This window comes from Hymenobacter ruber (genome assembly GCF_054783255.1).
In genome coordinates, this window is sequence record NZ_BAAGQX010000002.1 from 1,346,544 (window position 1) to 1,362,693 (window position 16,150).

Consider the following 16,150-nt stretch of genomic DNA (forward strand, 5'->3'; position numbering starts at 1 on the left):
TTCTGCATGAAATCGACGCTCCTGACTGCTTGCCTTCTCTGGTGTGCGGTTTCTTCACATCGGGCATTTTCGCAAGTCTATCAACCCAAAGACGACTGTGCCTTTTTGAGCAGCAAGCGCTTTTTCCACTTTGTTGGTGATGCCAAACCGCTTCAGGCCGAAGAACTAAAGGATTTGCCGTTGACCCAACGTGTAGCTCCGGTCAAGCCTGCGGTGGCCCATCCAATCGAAGTAGCCGAATCGGAGCGCGCTTATGCCGATGGCCGGCTTGCTGATGCAGTTGAGGCAGTTGCCAAAGTGGCTGCCCTCAACCCGCCCGACCCGCAGGTATTAAACTGCTATGCCAGGGCTCTGTATCGGCAGGAAGCGACCAGAAACCAAAGCTACCCCGTGTACCAACGGCTTATCAGGTTGCTCGATAGCTACGGGCAGGAAGGTCCTGAAGTAGTAAGCATGTACATCCCTTTTTTGGAAGCTTACTTTAAGTTGGCTACGCTTCAGCTTGACCACGCACAATGGGCGGCGGCATCCTACAACCTGTCACGCGCCGCAGCCGCCATCCAGTCAATGCAAAATGCTGCCGCCGATAATCGGCTGATGCGGGAGCAAATTCTACAGTATCAAACCGAGTGCTTTTCACACTTGCATAACGTACCGCTATGTCGGTATTTCGGCCAACGCACGCTGCAATCATATCCTAACAATCAGTATGTCTTGAGTTACTTGCCGGCGCTCCCAAAATCCAGCCACAAAGCGCCGGCCTCCCGCCGCTAAAACCTGAAAAGCAAAAGCCCCGGCCGCATATCGCAGCCGGGGCTTTTTAGTTGCCGAAGCAACCGGTTTCTAGTAGCGGTACAAATCCGACTTGAACGGACCTTCTACCGGCACTTTGATGTAGTCGGCCTGCTTGGCGGTCAGCTCGTCCAGCTCCACGCCGATTTTGGCGAGGTGCAGGCGGGCTACCTTCTCGTCGAGGTGCTTGGGCAGGGTGTACACCTGGTTTTCGTACTGGTCGCCACGCTCCCACAGCTCCAGCTGGGCCAGGGTCTGGTTGGTGAACGAGTTCGACATCACGAACGAGGGGTGGCCGGTGGCGCAGCCCAGGTTCACGAGGCGGCCTTCGGCGAGGATAATCACCTCTTTGCCGTCGATGGTGTAGATGTCCACCTGCGGCTTCACCGTGTCTTTGGTGTGGCCGTACTTGCCATTCAGCCAGGCCATGTCAATTTCATCATCGAAGTGACCGATGTTGCAGACAATGGCCTTGTCCTTCAGGGCACGGAAATGCTCCTCGCGGATGATGTCGCAGTTGCCGGTGGTGGTGATAACGATGTCGGCGCGCGGAATGGCATTTTCCATCTTCTTCACTTCGAAGCCGTCCATGGCCGCCTGCAGGGCGCAGATGGGGTCAATTTCGGTCACGATAACCCGGGCACCCGCGCCGCTCAGCGAAGCAGCGGTGCCTTTTCCTACGTCGCCGTAGCCGGCCACCACGGCCACTTTGCCAGCCATCATCACGTCGGTCGCCCGACGGATAGCGTCCACGGCCGACTCTTTGCAGCCGTACTTGTTGTCAAATTTCGACTTCGTTACCGAGTCGTTCACGTTGATGGCGGGGAAGGGCAGCGTGCCCTGTTTCACGCGCTCATACAGGCGCAGCACGCCGGTCGTGGTCTCTTCGCTCACGCCTTTGATGCCGGCAGCCAGCTCGGGATAACGGTCCAGCACCATGTTGGTCAGGTCACCGCCATCGTCCAGAATCATGTTCAGCGGCTGACGGTCCTCACCGAAAAACAGCGTCTGCTCGATGCACCAGTCAAACGAGGCCTCGTCCATGCCTTTCCAAGCATACACCGGGATGCCGGCAGCAGCAATGGCCGCAGCGGCGTGGTCCTGGGTCGAGAAGATATTGCACGACGACCACGTCACCTCAGCGCCCAGCGCTTTCAGGGTTTCGATGAGCACGGCCGTTTGGATGGTCATGTGCAGGCAGCCGGCAATGCGGGCCCCTTTGAAGGGCTGCGCCGCGCCAAATTCCTCGCGCAAGCTCATCAAACCCGGCATTTCGGCTTCGGCGAGGCGGATTTCCTTGCGGCCCCACTCGGCCAGGCTCATGTCCTTTACTTTGTACGGAACGTACGTCTTCGTCGTGGTTTCCACCATGATACGGATTAATTTATGTGTGGCGATTCAACTGCAAAGATACTGGATTTGTTCGCCTCATATCGCAAAAAAGCCCACACCGTGCGGCGTGGGCTTTTTTGTGGCACAAGGCGCTTTCCAAGGCTAATTGTTTGGCACAATGTAGGCCTTTGGTTTCAAGGTGTTGTCGAGGTTGCTCTCGGCACCCCGCACGATGATGGTATAGATTTTACCGGCTTCGAATGCTTTGGTACCGGTGCCGGAGCCCGAGCCATCACCCACATTGAACTGGAATGTGTTGGAAGGCGCGGTGCCCGTAGTAATAGCGAGGTTGAATGTACCGGCGTTGATTTCCAAAAAGCTGGAGGCGGTGCCAAATGCCACATTTGGAATACGGTCGGCATACCCCACGGTCTGCGCTTCGCTCAAATTGATTGGCAGCGCGGTGCCTTGGCCACTGTTGGTGCCAAGCCCCTGCCCAATGTGCACCAACCGGATTTTTGCCTTGCCGGGGGCCGGCGTGGTAGCCGGAGCCGTCAGGTCATCGGCCACCAGTAGGCCGGTGGTCGCATTAGTAGGTCCGGGGTTATAGGCGAAAAAAGAGTAGCTCTTGTCTTTGTCGATGGTAAGTGGCTGGGTAGACAGCACGGTGGTCCCACCCACTATTTTGAAAGTGGGAGTACCCGCATTTATGGTCTGGTAGCTGGCAAACTGCCCGTAATTGAGCGAAGCTTTTTCCGCTTCGTCGACCAGCACCTTCGCCGCGACGTTCACGTTAGCAGCGCCGTTGAAAATGGCGATTCTGGCCGTAGATACCGCCGGCGTAGGCGTGGGCGTGTCGCTCTTGCTGCAAGCGGCCAGCAACAGGGTGGCCGGCAGAATGGCCTGAATGGCGCGGCGGAATACGAAGGATGTTTTCATGAACAATATCAGGTTGGTGGGTGAAATACGCGGCCCAAGGGGTGATTAGCCGGTTCGGCATGAACGTGTGGCACCCCGGGTTTGTTGGGTTAGCAGCCAGAAAATATTACCTCGACGTTCTTTTTAGCTCTTCAAGCATCATTATATTTGTTACTATGCACGAAATCAACCAGCTACGCTCAGTTAAATGGCAGCTCCGTGGCGCAGCCACTATTATCTTATCCGTTAGCCTATTAGCTCCTGCATTAGCTCAGCAAGCTCCTGGCAGTATTCGCCTCTTGCCCGAAGACGAGGCGCGGGGCCTGGGCGGCCCCCAGCACAATTTTGATTTTCTGGCCCCCGGGGCCAGCGGCGACAATTACCAAACAGCCGGTTTCTTTGGGCAGAAGCTCCGTCCCTACCTGGCCGGCAACGCCGACGCCCTGGCCCACCTCGATGAGTACCGCCGCCAGAAGACGTTTTTCCTGATTGACCGCCTGGTGGCCGTCGGGTCGTTTGGCGTGTATGGCCAGCAGATTCTGGCCCACGGCGACCGGGTGTATTTCAACTCCACGCAGCAGGTAGCCATTGGAGTATTCGCTACCAGCCTGATTGCCACTATTTTCATCAATCGCAACACCAACTCGCACCTGCAACGGGCGGTAAAATCATTTAACCAAGACGTGGCCCACGGCGGCACCTGGCAGCGCCTGCAGCCGGCCGCCATCGGCTTTGCGGCTGCGCCCACGGGCCAGCCTTTGCTTTCGTTGCGCTGGGCGTTGCGCTAACCGCCGCGTTTTCCCGTATAAGGTCTTCGATGGACTACCCCTTGCCCGAAGCGGCCCGGCGGTACGTGGCCGCGCACCTGCACGACGACCCCGCCCACCTGGCTCTCCAAGCCCGCCGCCACCCCGGCCTCCCCGTGCCCGAACTGGTGCGCCAGATTCAGGCCCGGCAAAAAGCCCGCGCCAAACTGCCCGCCTGGGCCGACAACCCGGAACTGATTTTCCCGCCTGCCCTGTCTGTCGAACAGGCATCGTCGGCCCGCACGGCAGCATTTAAAGCCAACCTGGTAGGCGGCCAGCGTTTGGCCGACCTTACCGGCGGTTTCGGCGCTGATTCGGCCGCATTTGCCGCCCGCGTGGGTCAGGTCGACTATGTGGAGCGCGACCCCGCGCTGGCCGGCGTAGTGCGTTATAATTTCAGCCAACTGGGCATTGATAACGTGACTATAAATGCGGCCGACGCGGTGGCATTTTTGAAAAGCACGCCGCACCACTACGACTGGATTTACCTCGACCCAGCTCGGCGCGACACGGCCGCCCGCAAAATTTTTCTACTGCGCGACTGCGAGCCCGACGTGGTGAAACTGCTGCCGTTGCTGCTGCACAAGGCCGATAAAGTTCTGCTCAAAACCTCGCCCATGCTCGATATCGAGCAAGCCGTCCAGGGCCTAGCTCACGTGCGCCGCCTCTGGGTGGTAGCCGTGGATAATGAGGTAAAGGAAGTGCTCTACGAGTTGGGCCAGGAACCCGCCATAGACCCCGAGCGCTTCGCTCTAAACCTTCGCCGCGACGGCACGCAGCAGGAATTCCGCCTCAACCGCGCCCGCGAGGCCCGCGCTACGCCGCGCTACGCCGAAGCCCAGCAGTACCTCTACGAGCCCAACGCGGCCGTGCTCAAGGCGGGAGCCTTTCGCAGCATTGGCACGGCGTTCGAGTTGCTTAAGCTGCATCAGCACAGCCACCTCTATACTTCGGATGTGTTGCGGGCTGATTTTCCGGGGCGCGTTTTCAAAATCCTGGCCGTAGAGAAAGCCGATGGTACGGCTCTCAAAGCCCACCTCGGGCCGGAAGCGCGCGCCCACGTCACCACTCGCAACTTCCCCGATTCGGTGGCCGATTTCCGGCGTCGCACCGGCATTCGTGAGGGCGGTGATATATACCTGTTTGCAACTACCGACCTGCGCGGCCGGCTGGTGGTGCTGGTGTGCGAAAAGCTTACCGCCCCAGTGAATGGCATTACTGCCATTGCCTGAACTCGTGGGCATCACGCTATTTAGCCAGCACAAAATCCTACTTATTCGGTTGTAGGCCGTAAAGCTCCTGCGCAGCTAATGCGGCGCTTTTCATTCAACCGTTTAGCAATGCGTTTTACAGATAAAGTGTGCCTGGTGACGGGCGGAACGTCCGGCATCGGCCGGGCCTGCTGCGTGCGGCTGGCCGCCGAAGGCGGCACCGTGGTAGTGTTGGGCCGCAATAGAGCCGACGGCACCGAAACCGTGCGCCTGATTACTAAAGCCGGCGGCAAAGCTGTTTTCATGACCTGCGACCTGGCCAAGCCCCGCGCCATCAGCGGCGTGGTGAAGAAGGTGCTGGCCAAGTACCACCGCATCGATGTGCTGGTGTGCGACGCGGCCATGATGACCTTCGACCACCTCGTAGACTTGCCCCTGCCCCAGTGGGACCTGCTGATGCTGGTGAACCTGCGCTCCCTGGCCCAACTCACCCAGCTCTGCCTGCCCCACATGCCCAAGGGCAGCGCCATCGTGGCCATCAGTTCGGTGCACGCCCATCAGACCACCGCCAACGTGGTGCCCTACGCCACCAGCAAGGGCGCACTCGAAGCCTTCGTGCGCGGCCTGAGCTTGGAACTCGACCGCAAGCAAACCCGCATCAATGCCGTGGCCCCCGGCGCCGTGGACACGCCCATGCTCTGGAGCAACCCCAACGTGAAAAACGGCACCGAGAAAATAGACAAAGCCACTGTAGGCACGCCCGAAGAGCTGGCCGCCGCCATTGCCTTCATGGCTTCCTCCGAAGCCAGCTTCGTGCACGGCACCACGCTGGTCGTTGATGGTGGTCGGCTGGCCCAACTGTAGCCCAATCATTCCCTTCCACAGATTTCAGCGATAAACTTTCGTTGGCTGCTGACCTCTACTGCATTTCATCGTCCCAGGCATAGCTACCAATAGCCCGGATTTCCGTACTTTTGCGCCGCGCCCGCCCGCCGGTTTCGGCCTGGCGGGCGCGCTTCGTTTCTATCTTCCGCTCTTTTCGCGCACTCAATGCCCTATCTGTTCACTTCCGAATCGGTTTCGGAAGGCCATCCCGATAAAGTTGCCGACCAGATTTCCGACGCCATCCTCGACGAGTATTTGCGCCAGGACCCCACTGCCAAAGTAGCCTGCGAAACGCTCGTGACGACCGATTTCGCCCTCGTTGCCGGCGAAATCAAGTCCACGGCCCACGTCGATGCCGAGCCCATTGTGCGCGAAACCATTCGCCGCATCGGCTACAACAAACCCGAATACCTCTTCAACGCCGACACCTGCGAGGTGATGAACCGCCTGCACGAGCAATCGCCCGACATCAACCAGGGCGTGGAGCGTGCCAAGGACGAAGACCAAGGCGCCGGCGACCAAGGCATGATGTTCGGCTACGCCAGCCACGAAACGGCCAATTACATGCCCTTGGCTCTCGACCTCTCGCACCGCCTGCTGCAGGAGTTGGCCGCCATTCGCCGCGAGGGCACGGCCATGCCCTACCTGCGCCCCGACGCCAAGAGCCAGGTAACCATTCGTTATTCGGACGACCACAAGCCCGAGGCTATCGATACCATCGTCATCAGCACGCAGCACGACGAATTCGATGCCTCCGAGAGCGTAATGCTAGACAAAATCAAAGCTGATGTACTCTCGATTCTCATCCCGCGCGTGAAAGCCGGCCTGAGCGCCGATGCCCAGGCTCTGTTCACCGACAAAATCATCTACCACATCAACCCCACCGGCAAGTTTGTCATCGGTGGCCCGCACGGCGACTCCGGCCTCACCGGCCGCAAAATCATCGTGGATACCTACGGCGGCAAGGGCGCGCACGGCGGCGGTGCCTTCTCCGGCAAAGACTCGTCGAAAGTAGACCGCTCGGCCGCTTACGCCGCCCGCCACATCGCCAAAAACCTGGTGGCTGCCGGCGTGGCCGACCAGGTGCTGGTGCAGGTGGCCTACGCCATCGGCGTGGCCCAGCCCGTGGGCGTGTTCGTAACCACCTACGGCACCATCAAGGCCAAGAACGCGGCTGGCCAGCCCCTCACCGACGGCGAAGTAGCCGAAAAGGTGAACAAGCTGTTCGACCTGCGTCCCTACGCCATCGTGAAGCGCTTCGGGCTGCAAAACCCCATCTTCGCCCAGTCGGCGGCTTACGGCCACATGGGCCGCCAGCCCGGCACCGTGAACGTGGTGATGCCCGGCGGCGAAACCAAAACCTTCGAAACCTTCACCTGGGAAAAACTCGATTACGTGCCCCAGATTAAGGCCGAGTTTGGGCTGTAATCCCTGCCATTCCCGTCAACAAAAAGCCCCGCCTGACTCATCAGGCGGGGCTTTTTGTTGGGCAGAACGCCGACTTTATTAATGGGCAATAGCCTTTTCCTTGTGCTTCGTAATCTGGCGGCGCAGGCTTTCGGTGGCAGCATCGGCGGCGGCTTCAAACGAAGCAGCATCTTCCTGACTGAACAAGATGTTACCAGGCACCAGCAGCTTTATCTCGACGGTTTTGTTCTCAATGCCGTCTTTATTGTTGAGGCGCATAATAACCTCGCCTTCGGTAACCCTATCGTAAAAAGTTTCCAGCTTATTCAAACGTTGCTGAACAAAATCAAGCAATTTCTGGTCGGCGTCGAAGTGCACCGAATGCATCTGTACTTTCATAAAGCGGGTGATTTAGAGGTAAAAGGGTAACACAAAACTCAGGCCCGGGGGTGGGCCTGTTCAAATACGGATTTCAGACGGTCGACGGACAAGTGCGTGTACACCTGCGTGGCCGCTAGACTGGCGTGGCCCAGCAATTCTTTAATGGAATTCAGGTCGGCTCCCTTGCCCAGCAGGTGCGTGGCAAAGGCGTGCCGCAACGCGTGCGGGTGCTGCTGCGCCCCGGAAGTCGTAATCTGGCTCAGGTAGCGCTTCACGGTGCGGTACACGAACTTTTCATACATCGCGTCGCCCTTATCGGTGAGCAGCAGCGGGCCGCCAACCGCACCAAATTCGTGCGCCCTGCGGGCCTGGTAGCGCTCAATCACGAGCTTCAGCGTGGGGTTCAGGGGCACGAGGCGTTGCTTGTTGCCCTTGCCGGTTACGCGCACCGTGCTGGCCCCCAGGCTCACGTCATCAGAGTGAATGCCAATGAGTTCCGAGAGGCGGATGCCGGTGCCGTACAGCATTTCCAGCACCAGCTGGTCGCGCTGTCCGGCAAAGTCGTCGCCGAATTCAAACGTATTCAGCAAGCCGTTCAACGCTTCTTCGGGCACGAATTCGGGCAGCTTCTTAGCCATCTTCGGGGCCTTGATGCGCAGCATGGGGTTGCTGTCAATAAGGCCGTTGCGAAGCAGGAACTTGTAGTACGAGCGCAGGCAGGCCACTTTGCGGTTTACGGTGCGCGGGTCGAGGTTCTCCTGCATCAGCTCCACTACCCAGCCGCGGATGAGAGCGTGCGTGGCCTGAGCGGGGTCGGTCAGTTCGTAGGCCGACTTGAGGTAGGCCGCAAACTGTCCCAAATCGGTCTGATAGGAGACAATCGTGTGCGGACTATAGCGCCGCTCAAAGCGCAAAAAATCGAGAAAAGCATCCATACCAACACCAAAAAAGCCCGGCGGTTGGGCCGGGCATCCAATGTAGCATTTTTTTAGTTGAAGCCAACTTAATCGTTGCCGTATGGACGCGAAAAAACCGGCCAGCTTGCCAACAGAGGCAAACCAGCCGGTTTTCAACAAAGCTAAACGGCCGAAAAACTTTCGGGCTATTCGCCGGGCTGGCCGTAGGTGGCAAGCTTGTAAACAGCCTTCTGCTTCATCTTGCGCTCGGTGATGCTCGGCTTTTGGAAGAAAGTGCGACGACGCAGCTCTTTCAGAACGCCGGTGCGCTCGAACTTCTTTTTGAAACGCTTCAGAGCGCGGTCAACCGATTCGTTGTCTTTGATTTGAATGATAATCATATCAGGGAATGAGGGAGATTTTCTGAGGGAGGCGGTGTAAACCGGGCCGCAAAGATAATCACGGATTTATCGGATTCAAACGGATTTCACGGATTTTGTAGTCGATTCATTTCCAACGCCTAGGCGCTGGCGGCCGAACCGGTCCCAAAACCCGCGAAATCTGCCATAATCCACGATTTACTTGAGCAGTACGCGGGCAATAACCAGCTTCTGAATTTCGCTGGTGCCCTCGCCGATGGTGCAGAGTTTGGCGTCGCGGTAGTATTTCTCGGCCGGGTAATCCTTGGTGTAGCCGTAGCCACCGAAGATTTGAACGCCTTCGTTAGCAGTGCGCACGGCTACTTCCGAGGCGTAAAGCTTGGCCATGGCCGATTCGAGGTTCACGTTCAGGCCGCGGTCCTTCATGTCGGCGGCACGGTAGGTGAGCAGGCTGGCGGCCTCTACCTCAGTGGCCATATCGGCCAGCTTAAAGCTGATGCCCTGGAAGCTGCTGATGGGCTTGTTGAACTGGTGACGCTCCTTGCTGTACTTGGTGGCGGCCTCCAAAGCGCCCTGGGCAATGCCCAAGCTGAGCGCCGCAATGCTGATGCGGCCGCCGTCAAGCACTTTCAGGCTCTGCACAAAGCCGTCTCCCACTTTGCCGATGACGTTCTCCTTGGGCACTTTGCAGTCGGTGAAAATCAGCTCAGTGGTTTCCGAAGCGCGCATGCCCAGCTTGTCTTCTTTGCGGCCGGCTGCGAAGCCCGGCGTGCCGCGCTCAACGATAAAAGCCGTCATGCCGTGGGAGTCGCCCACTTCGCCGGTGCGCACAATTACCACGGCCACGTTGCCGGATTTGCCGTGGGTGATGAAGTTTTTCGCGCCGTTGATAATATAATTTTCGCCGCTCTCGTCGAGCACGGCGGTGGTGCGCATGTTGCCGGCATCAGAGCCGGTGTTGGGCTCGGTGAGGCCCCAGGCACCAATCCACTCGCCGGAAGCAAGCTTGGGCAGGTATTTCTGCTTCTGCTCTTCGGAGGCGTGCTGCAGGATGTGGCCGGTGCAGAGCGAGTTGTGGGCGGCCATGCTTAGGCCGATGCTGCCGTCAATCTTGGCCAGTTCAGCAATGGCCGTTACGTACTCAACGTAGCCAAAACCGGCTCCGCCGTACTGCTGGGGCACGAGTACGCCCATCAGGCCCAGCTCGCCGAGCTTATGAAAAACGTCGATGGGAAACTCCTGGCTCTCATCCCATTTCATCATCTCGGGCTTGATGTGCTGGGCGCCAAAATCGCGCACCATCTGCGCTATCATGGTCTGGTTTTCGGTGGCTACGGCTTCCATGTAAAGGGAACTAAGGGTGGGATTTGGGAGAATATAAGGTCGTCGGTACTGCAACGGCCATTTAGCCGTTTTCAGTCCACGAAAGTACGATTCAGGCAGTTGGCAACGAGGAGTACGCCGCCCGGCGCAACCGCCTGTAGTTGAATGGGCGCGGCAAAAGCGTTACTTTTGAGGCTTTTTGGGGGGAATCTGCCTTTCGAGGCCAAAATTTTTCCTGGTTTTTGTTTGATATCGCCCTAATTGGCCTTCATGCCGACATTTCCCTTTCGCCGCCTCAAGCCGCTGTGGCTGCTGGCCCTGCCCGCGCTGCTGCTTTTTTCGTCGTGCGTTTCCACTCGTTATTACAACCAGCGCACCATGTTCCGGCTCACCGACAGCCAGGGCCGCCAGTTGGATAGCACCAAGTTGCGCTTGGCCGTGAACCGCACGGCACGCAACTACCTCATTCAGCCCAACGATTTTCTGGAAGTGCGGGTGAACACCAACAAGGGTGAGCGCATTCTGGACCCCAACGGCGAACTGCAATTTGGGCAACCCAGCGGGGCACTGCCCAGCCGCAGCACGGGTGCTGGTGCCAGCCCCAGCAGTGGTGGCGGTGGTAATGCCCGCGCTGCTGTTAGTCAGCGCCCTGTGGGCCAGACGGCCGGTAGCGCTACGGCGGGCTCCGAGTTTCTGGTGCAGGCCGATGGCACAGTGGTACTACCTCTGGTCAACCGGGTGAAGGTAAGCGGCTTATCGTTGCTTCAGGCCGACAGCTTGCTACAGGTTCGTTATAACGAATACTACAAGGAGTCCTTCGTGACCACACGCGTTACCAACAACCGCGTCTTCATTCTGGGCGCACCGGGTGGCCAGGTAATTACCCTGGCTAATGACAACATGAACCTGATTGAGGTGCTGGCCCTGGCTGGCGGCCTCGACGGGGGCAGCGGCAGCGGAGGCAGCATTAATCAAGGTTTCTACCGCTACGGCGGCAAGGCCAGCAATATTCGGATTATCCGAGGTGACCTGAAAAATCCGCGCATTCAGCAAGTAGACCTGACTACGCTAGAGGGAATGCGCCGGGCCAACCTGCAAATGGAGCCGAATGATATTATTTACGTAGAACCAGTACACCGCCCGGTACTGGAAACCCTAACCGACGCAGCTCCCATCATCAGCTTTGCCTCGCTTATTCTGACGACTACCCTTGTTATTATCAGCGTTATAAAATAAAGCACTGAGCGGCAATCTTTTATCATACCCAGCACGCTTGCTGGCAATAACATTACAATGGCCGTAAACGAAAACTCGGAGTTGGAAGAGCTCATCCGGAATGCCAGCGGCGGAGCCGTAGAGCCTTCGGTTGTGTCCAACGCCGGAGGCAATGAGGCAGACGACGATTCCGCTAGCCTGGATGTGGCCACTTTGGTATTGGTGGCCCGGCGCAGCCTGCTGTGGATGATTTTACTGATTATTCTCGGCGTTACGGCTTCGTGGCTGTACCTGCGCTATACCAAACCGGTATATAAGTCGACGTCTTTGCTCAAAATTGACGAGCGCAATGAAGGCAGCGCCCTTGGCTTGGCCGGACAGATGGCTCCGGCTGTGGTGGACAAAGCCCATGGCACCAAGCTAGCCGGCGAGGTGGAGCTGATTAAGTCCAACATCATTTACCGGCGGCTGAAAGACTCGCTGGACCTTGATGTGAACTACTACGTGCAGGGCACTGTGCTGGAGTCGGAACTGTACGGTACCTCTCCTTTCCGGGTGGTCTATAAAATCACGGATAAGGCGTTGTATAACCGCAAGTTTGACTTAAAATTTGTGAGCAAACAGCGGTTCAAGCTTGACTTCATCAATCAGAACCGGCCGCAGGGTGGCGAATACGCTTTGGGGCAAACCATCGCCCTGCCCGGTATTACCCTGCAGGTATTGCCCACCTCGCAGATGAATAAGGAGGCGTTGGATGCCAGCTACCACTTCACAGTGCAGGACGACAACACTGTGAGCGCCTACCTGGATAAAAACCTGACCGTTGAAATTGTAAACCCAGACGCTAACACGATTGGCATCTCGTTCAACGATTTTAATGCCGTGAAGGCCCAAGACATCGTCAACAAGATTGACTCTGTGTACTTGGTCGAGAAAATTGCCAGCAAACAGGAAGCCACCCAGAAGCAGCTCCGGTTCTTGGACAAGATTTCGGAAGAAAACCGCAAAAGCCTGCAGGAAGCCGAAGACAATCTGCAGGCTTTTGTTCAGAGCTCGGGCACGTATGATGTGAAGAGCGAGGTGGGCACCATCAGCGAAAAGCTGGAGAAGCTGGAGGAAGACCGGCTAAAGCTGTCGGAAACGCTGACGCTGCTGGGCCAGGTAGCCCAAATGGCGCAACAGGGTAGCCTCACACGCGACGAAAATCAGACGGTACAGCAGAGCATTCCCGCACTGGCAGAAATCAAAGACCCGCAGTTGGGCGACCAGCTAGCCGAACTCAACAGCCTGCAATGGAATCTGCGGCGGCTGTCGCGCTCCTACACCGACAAAACGGAAGTAGTGCAGGCCGAACAGGCTAAAATCAACTTTGCTCGCAACAACATCCAGCGGCTGCTGCTGCAAAACCAAAAGCTGTTGCGCCGCAGTATGGACGAGCTCAACGCTCAACGTGCTAAGCTGACCGGGGAACTGCAAAGCCTACCCGAGAAGGGCACCGAGTTGGCACGCCTGCAACGGCCGTTGGACTTATACGAAAAGTCCTTCCTGATGCTGCTGGACAAGAAAATGGAGTTCAACATCGAGAAAGCTGGTACCACAGCCGACTTCCAGATTCTGTCGCCGGCCTCGCCGCCCTCGCCGCCCATTTTCCCCAATAAGCTCATTGTGTACGCCGTAGGGCTGGCGGGCGGCCTGCTGCTGGGCCTGGGCCTGATTGCGGTGCGCTACCTCATGCATAATACGGTGACCAACGTGCGGGAGCTGGAGCGTAATACCAAAGCGTCGGTGCTGGGCATCATCCCGACCTACGACAAGGAGAAAATGGAAGTGTCGCGCCTGGTAGTGGATAAAAACCCCAAGTCGGCCATTTCCGAGTCCATTCGCTCCATTCGAACCAACCTGGACTTCATTAGCTCGGCCAAGAAGAAGCGGCTGATTTCGGTAACGTCCACCATCTCCGGTGAGGGCAAGACCTTTGTGACCGTTAACCTCGGCGGCATTATTGCCCTGTCGGGGCAAAAGGTTATCATCCTGGATTTGGACATGCGCAAGCCCAAAGTCAACCTAGCCTTTGGGGCCGAAAACACGCGCGGGGTGAGTACCATCCTCATCGACCGGCACAACGTGCAGGAGTGCATTCAGCCCACGAGCATTGACTCGCTGCAATTCATTTCGGCCGGCCCGACGCCGCCCAACCCGTCGGAGCTGATTTTGAGCGACCGGTTCGATACCATGATTCAGGAGCTGTTTCAGCTTTACGATGTTATTCTGATTGATACGCCGCCCGTGGGCTTGGTTACGGATGGCATCCTCATCATGCGCAAAGCCGATATTCCGCTCTACATCGTGCGAGCTGGCTACTCGCGCAAGACGTTCGTTAAGAACATGAACCGGCTGATGCGCAGCAACAACTTCACGCGCATGTGCACCATCCTCAACGATGCGCAATCGGGTGGCGGCTACGGCTATGGCTACGGGTATGGTTACGGCTATGGCTACGGCGCGTATGGGCAGGGCTATTACGAAGAGCCCGCGACTAAACAGTTGTCCTTTGGCGAGAAGCTGAAGAAGTTTTTCACCTAATACTATCAGGATAAATGGCTTCGCTCTGGCAACGTCTTTTTGGCGGGGCGACTTCCGCTCCGGCGGCCACGGCTTCGCTGGCGGCCCTGGCGGCTGATATGCACTCGCATCTGCTGCCCGGCCTCGACGACGGGGCCGAAACAGTGGAGCATTCGCTGGACCTGCTCCGGGCCTTGCGCGGCCTCGGCTATCGCAAGCTGGTGATGACGCCCCACATCATGGGCGACTTTTACAAGAACACGCCGGAAGGTATTCGGGCCGCGCTGAAACAGCTGCGCGAAGCCGCTGCCGCCGCCGGCCTGCACGATGTTGCGCTCGAATGTGCCGCCGAGTATTACCTCGACGAGTTTCTGGGCCGCAAGCTGGCCGATGGCACTGAAATGCTCACCTTCGGCGGCGACAAGCGCTACCTGCTATTCGAAACCTCGTACATGAACGAGCCGCTGAACTTGTTCGATATTATTTTTGAGATGAAAGCCCAGGGCTACCAGCCGGTTCTGGCTCATCCGGAGCGCTACACTTATTTATACGGTCGATTTGCTGAAATTGAGAAGATGCGCCGCGACCACGGTGTGCTACTCCAGGTGAACCTGAATTCGCTGGCGGGCTACTATTCGCCGGCCGCCAAAAAAGTGGCAGAGCAGCTGATTGATGGCGAATTAGTTGATTTTGTGGGGACTGATGCCCATCACCTTCGCCACACCGATACCCTAGCCCAGCGCACGCTCGCACAGCCTTACATGGAGAAGTTGCTCCGGCTCCCTTTGCTGAACAATACGCTTTAAGAACTGGTCCGTTAGTAGTAAGTAGCAGGCCATTATGGGCCGACTAATACCATCCATTTGCTCTGAGCGTTAATTACCGACTTCATGATATTCGTAACCGGCGGCACCGGCCTCATCGGCTCTTTTCTGTTGCGGGCGCTGCGGGAGCGGGGGCTGGCCGTGCGTGCGCTGCACCGGGGCGCGGTACCTGCCGACGCCGCGCCGGGCGTGGAATGGCTGGCCGGCGACTTGCTTGATACCGAACAGCTGCGGGTAGCCCTCACGCCCGATGTCACGCACGTTTTTCACTGCGCCGGGCTGGTTTCATACGCCCCGCAGGACGAGGACCTGCTGCTGAGCGTGAACGTGCAGGGCACCGCCGCCGTGGTCGACGCCTGCCTGGAGCGGCCAGGCATTCGGCTGATACACGTGTCGTCGGTAGCGGCGCTGGGCGGGCCAGCAGCGGGCGCTACGGCCGCCCCCGGCGAAGTGCTTACCGTGACCGAAAAGGCTTCCTGGGACTTGGGCGCAGCCCATCCGGCCTACGCCACTTCTAAATACCTGGGCGAGCTGGAAGTATGGCGCGGGGTGGCCGAAGGGCTGTCGGCAGTCATCGTGAATCCGTCGGTGGTGCTGGGACCAGGCGACTGGCACCGCAGCAGCACGCGCCTGTTGCGCTACGCGCACCAGCAGCACCGCTTCTACACCCGTGGCCTCATCAATTTTGTAGATGTGCGCGATGTGGTGGCCCAGCTGCTGGCCCTAGCCTTCGACCAACCTAAAGCAGACGGCCAGCGCTATATTTTGAGTGCCGAAGCAGTGCCCTTAGCCGATTTTTTCCGTCAGGCAGCGGCGGCCATGCAACGCCGCCCGCCCACAGTGGCCGTGCCCGACTGGGCCGCCGAAATTATCTGGCGGCTGGAGCACGCCCGGGCAGTGCTTACGGGCGCCCGGCCGCTCATCACCAAAGACACGGCCCGGGCCGGGCGGCAGCCGGTGGTGTACAGCCACGCCAAAGTACACAGCACCACCGGGCTTTCATTCCGGCCGTTGGCCGATACCCTGGCGTGGTGCGCGGCCGAACTAGGGGCGAAACCCGGCAGCCGCGAACCGGTTGTCGTATCTTAGCAACAGTCAGATTGCACGGTTTTGGCCAATATTTGTTATAATTGATAGAGTACTGAAAAAGTGGAGTGGAATGGTTCTGGCAAGCGGTGACACAAATGCCTCCGGTCGCTGGATTCGCTAATTCACAAA

The 16,150-nt window shown here is 58.1% G+C and carries 15 protein-coding genes; 9 read left to right on the forward strand and 6 right to left on the reverse strand.

Translation table 11 applies throughout. From position 1 onward, the window contains the following. The first annotated feature begins 6 nt into the window (after positions 1-6). Positions 7-774, forward strand: coding sequence for a hypothetical protein (locus tag ACYVM5_RS06375; RefSeq protein ID WP_460617287.1), 768 nt, complete (start codon positions 7-9; stop codon positions 772-774). Positions 775-843: 69 nt separating this feature from the next. Here ACYVM5_RS06375 and ahcY read toward each other — a convergent pair whose 3' ends face one another. Together ahcY and ACYVM5_RS06385 are read right to left on the reverse strand one after the other, a co-directional pair. Further along, complete coding sequence (ahcY, locus tag ACYVM5_RS06380) at positions 844-2,163, reverse strand: adenosylhomocysteinase (RefSeq protein ID WP_460617288.1); 1,320 nt, start codon at positions 2,161-2,163, stop codon at positions 844-846. Between the two features lie 123 nt (positions 2,164-2,286). Next, a complete protein-coding gene (locus tag ACYVM5_RS06385) occupies positions 2,287-3,063 on the reverse strand; it encodes a DUF4397 domain-containing protein (protein WP_460617289.1) in 777 nt (258 codons plus the stop codon). Between the two features lie 278 nt (positions 3,064-3,341). Between ACYVM5_RS06385 and ACYVM5_RS06390 the strand changes: the two genes are divergently transcribed. The 4 genes from ACYVM5_RS06390 to metK all read left to right on the forward strand — a co-directional run bounded on the left by ACYVM5_RS06390 (position 3,342) and on the right by metK (position 7,372). Beyond that, a complete protein-coding gene (locus ACYVM5_RS06390; RefSeq protein ID WP_460617290.1) occupies positions 3,342-3,830 on the forward strand; it encodes a hypothetical protein in 489 nt (162 codons plus the stop codon). Positions 3,831-3,859: 29 nt separating this feature from the next. Beyond that, the gene (locus ACYVM5_RS06395; RefSeq protein WP_460617291.1) at positions 3,860-5,080 is read left to right on the forward strand and encodes a class I SAM-dependent methyltransferase; all 1,221 of its coding nucleotides are present in this window, start codon (positions 3,860-3,862) and stop codon (positions 5,078-5,080) included. 108 nt (positions 5,081-5,188) lie between these two features. After that, positions 5,189-5,923 carry an SDR family NAD(P)-dependent oxidoreductase gene (locus tag ACYVM5_RS06400; protein WP_460617292.1) on the forward strand — a complete coding sequence of 245 codons (735 nt, stop codon included), beginning with the start codon at positions 5,189-5,191 and terminating at the stop codon, positions 5,921-5,923. 186 nt (positions 5,924-6,109) lie between these two features. Further along, complete coding sequence (gene metK / locus ACYVM5_RS06405; RefSeq protein ID WP_198069794.1) at positions 6,110-7,372, forward strand: methionine adenosyltransferase; 1,263 nt, start codon at positions 6,110-6,112, stop codon at positions 7,370-7,372. Between the two features lie 78 nt (positions 7,373-7,450). On the opposite strand, the gene hpf is transcribed toward metK, so the two are convergent. From hpf to ACYVM5_RS06425, 4 genes are all read right to left on the reverse strand, one after another. Beyond that, a complete protein-coding gene (gene hpf / locus ACYVM5_RS06410) occupies positions 7,451-7,750 on the reverse strand; it encodes a ribosome hibernation-promoting factor, HPF/YfiA family (protein WP_198069793.1) in 300 nt (99 codons plus the stop codon). Positions 7,751-7,788: 38 nt separating this feature from the next. After that, on the reverse strand, positions 7,789-8,667 hold the full coding sequence (locus tag ACYVM5_RS06415) for a site-specific integrase (protein WP_460617293.1): 879 nt from the start codon (positions 8,665-8,667) through the stop codon (positions 7,789-7,791). Between the two features lie 167 nt (positions 8,668-8,834). Then, entirely contained in the window at positions 8,835-9,029 is a 195-nt protein-coding gene (rpsU, locus tag ACYVM5_RS06420) for a 30S ribosomal protein S21 (protein ID WP_168672574.1), read from the reverse strand. A gap of 177 nt (positions 9,030-9,206) precedes the next feature. Beyond that, entirely contained in the window at positions 9,207-10,352 is a 1,146-nt protein-coding gene (locus ACYVM5_RS06425; protein ID WP_460617294.1) for an acyl-CoA dehydrogenase family protein, read from the reverse strand. Positions 10,353-10,601: 249 nt separating this feature from the next. On the opposite strand from ACYVM5_RS06425, the gene ACYVM5_RS06430 reads away from it, so the two are divergent. The 4 genes from ACYVM5_RS06430 (at position 10,602) to ACYVM5_RS06445 (ending at position 16,021) form a co-directional block, all read left to right on the forward strand. Continuing rightward, positions 10,602-11,567 (forward strand): polysaccharide biosynthesis/export family protein, encoded by a 966-nt coding sequence (locus tag ACYVM5_RS06430; protein ID WP_460617295.1) that lies wholly within the window; start codon positions 10,602-10,604, stop codon positions 11,565-11,567. 57 nt (positions 11,568-11,624) lie between these two features. Then, positions 11,625-14,129: a P-loop NTPase family protein gene (locus tag ACYVM5_RS06435; protein WP_460617296.1), complete on the forward strand. Its 2,505-nt coding sequence runs from the start codon at positions 11,625-11,627 to the stop codon at positions 14,127-14,129. Positions 14,130-14,143: 14 nt separating this feature from the next. Then, positions 14,144-14,914 carry a tyrosine-protein phosphatase gene (locus ACYVM5_RS06440; RefSeq protein ID WP_460617297.1) on the forward strand — a complete coding sequence of 257 codons (771 nt, stop codon included), beginning with the start codon at positions 14,144-14,146 and terminating at the stop codon, positions 14,912-14,914. Between the two features lie 84 nt (positions 14,915-14,998). After that, the gene (locus tag ACYVM5_RS06445) at positions 14,999-16,021 is read left to right on the forward strand and encodes a Rossmann-fold NAD(P)-binding domain-containing protein (RefSeq protein WP_460617298.1); all 1,023 of its coding nucleotides are present in this window, start codon (positions 14,999-15,001) and stop codon (positions 16,019-16,021) included. The last annotated feature ends 129 nt before the right edge of the window (positions 16,022-16,150 follow it).